Source organism: Pseudorhodobacter sp., assembly GCF_030452865.1.
Classification (GTDB): domain Bacteria; phylum Pseudomonadota; class Alphaproteobacteria; order Rhodobacterales; family Rhodobacteraceae; genus Pseudorhodobacter.
In genome coordinates, this window is sequence record NZ_JAKDLJ010000508.1 from 1 (window position 1) to 2,223 (window position 2,223).

3 protein-coding genes are annotated in these 2,223 nt (G+C 58.7%); all 3 read right to left on the bottom strand.

All coding sequences use genetic code 11. The features are described 5' to 3' along the window. Nucleotides 1–724 (bottom strand): SPFH domain-containing protein (locus L0H65_RS18760; RefSeq protein ID WP_301460718.1); only part of this gene is annotated, 724 nt, incomplete at its 3' end. Nucleotides 725–740: 16 nt separating this feature from the next. Then, nucleotides 741–1,712, bottom strand: coding sequence for a DUF2927 domain-containing protein (locus L0H65_RS18765; RefSeq protein WP_301460719.1), 972 nt, complete (start codon nt 1,710–1,712; stop codon nt 741–743). A 25-nt stretch (nt 1,713–1,737) separates the two neighbouring features. Next, nucleotides 1,738–2,223: toxic anion resistance protein (locus L0H65_RS18770; protein WP_301460720.1), on the bottom strand; the 486-nt coding region annotated here is incomplete at its 5' end.

A 2,223-nucleotide genomic window follows, 5' to 3' on the forward strand; every position in this document is an offset into this window, starting at 1 on the left:
AGCGGTTCAAATCGCCAACGATCCCCATTGAGGTGCGCTTGTCCAGCGCCTTTTCAACCTCCTCCGGCAGGGAGATGTTTTCGATATAAAACTCCGGCAACGACAGACCGTATTGCGCGATCTGTGGCGCAATGGCAGTCGCGACCAGCTTGCCGAGATCGGCGGTATTGGCGGCCATGTCCAACACCTTGATCTGCGACGAGGCCAAAGCGCGGCTCATCTCCTGCAAGATCACGTTGCGGATCTGAAAGCTGATCTCATCGGCGGTGAATTCGCCGTCCGTGCCAACGATTTCCTGCATGAATTTCGCAGGGTCGCTGACACGCATCGAATAAGTGCCGAATGCGCGGATGCGCACCGGGCCGAATTCCGGGTCGCGGGTCATGATCGGGTTTTTGGTGCCCCATTTCTGATCGTTGAACCGGGTGGTGTTGATGAAATAGATCTCGGACTTGAAGGGCGATTGGAAACCGTGGTCCCAATGCTGCAACGTGGTCATGATCGGCATGTTGTTGGTTTCCAGCATGTAAAGGCCGGGGCCGAACACATCGGCCAATTGCCCTTCATGGATAAAAACCGCCGATTGCCCTTCGCGCACGGTCAGTTTTGCGCCATATTTGATCTCATTGCCCTGACGCTCAAAGCGCCAGACCATGGTGTCGCGGGTGTCATCGGTCCATGCGATAACGTCGATGAACTGGCCTTTGAGGAAGTCGAAAACCATGAAACGCTCCTGTCTGTTAGCTGTCGCCGGGGACGAGTTCGGCGGCGATTTGGTCAATGATGGGACGGGCCTCGGTGATGGACATGCCGGGGGTCAGCCGTTTGTCATAAAGCATTCGCAGCATCGCCTCATCCATCGGAGTAAGGGTTGCAAATTCCTGATCGTCGTTGAAGATGGAGGGGCGTGCTTGGGGGCTGTCATTGGGCAGGCCGAGACCTTGGGCGACTTCTTCATGCAAACACGAAAGGCTCAACAAATCCGGGTGTTCGGCGCGGATAACGGCAAAGGCGCGCTCAATCAGGCTGCTGCCTTCGTCAAGCGAATAGGTCACCTGGCAATAGGTCGAATCCGACATATTGGTGATGGATTGCAGTTCCGGCGCGCCAATGCTCGGGTCGGCTTTTCGTACCGTGGGGCCGATGGCGCGCAACTCGTCCGTATCGAGGAATTGCAACTGAAAATTGATGCCGGTTGAGGCGAGTTGAATCGAATGCCCAGTCAACGCTGCCAGTCGCGCCAGATATGACCGTACGCGCGCCCGTTCAATCGGTTGCTTTGCCACCGGGACGGAGGCACCGAACGTCAGCCCGACGCGGATCGGCTTTTGCCAGCGCCGCAGCCGCTTTTCGGTTGGCCGTGCCACCAGCGTACCGGAAGTACTGTCAAACTCATCAAAGAACGCGATGCGGATGAAGTTGTTGGCAAGCATCCGCGCTGTGAAAGGCGCATCTTTTGCGCCGCTGTCGGTCCGCATCAGGCCGCGTGACAAAAGCTCTTCCTGGACACCGGCATAATAGGCGCGCAGCGCGAGGCTGGCCGGGGAGGCTTTTGGCACCGGGGCAGGTTGCGCGGCGCGCGGCGGTGGCGGGCGGGCGGCGCGCCCCGAAACCGGGACCGCGCCATTCACGCAGGCCGAAAGCAACGCGGCAGAGGCGACCAGACTGGCCGCCCCTCTCAATCGCATCGCGTTCATCCGGAGCAGAGCCATTGGAGCAATCTTTCCTGTTGCAGGTTCAGCTCTTCGTGGCGGTATTGGCGGGCGCAACCGGCTTGCCGTCCGAGCGCGCCTTGGCCGAGGCCAGCGTATCGCGCAGATCATGTTCCATCTTGATCAACTCCTCCTCCGCCGCCGCGCGTTTGGCTTTGCCCTCATCTGCGATTGCAAGACTTTCGTTGATGGTGGCAATCAGGGTTGCGTTGGCCTTTTTCACTGCTTCGATATCAAAGACACCGCGTTCCATTTCGGTTCGCACGACTCGGTTGGTCTGTTGCAGGTTCTCCGCGTTGGAGGTCAGCAATTCATTGGTCAGATCATTCGCCTCACGCACACTCTCCGCCGCCTCGCGGGACCGTTGGATCGTGACCGCCTGCGCCAGTTGGGTTTCCCACAGCGGTACGGTGTTGACGAGGGTGGAGTTGATCTTTGTCACCAAGGATTTGTCGTTTTCCTGCACCAGCCGGATGGAGGGCAGCGATTGCATCGTGACCTGACGGGTCAG

Bases quoted from the DNA above. Each gene is read 5' to 3' on its own strand.
- L0H65_RS18765 (WP_301460719.1), bottom strand. From the start codon at position 1,712: ATGGCTCTGCTCCGGATGAACGCGATGCGATTGAGAGGGGCGGCCAGT.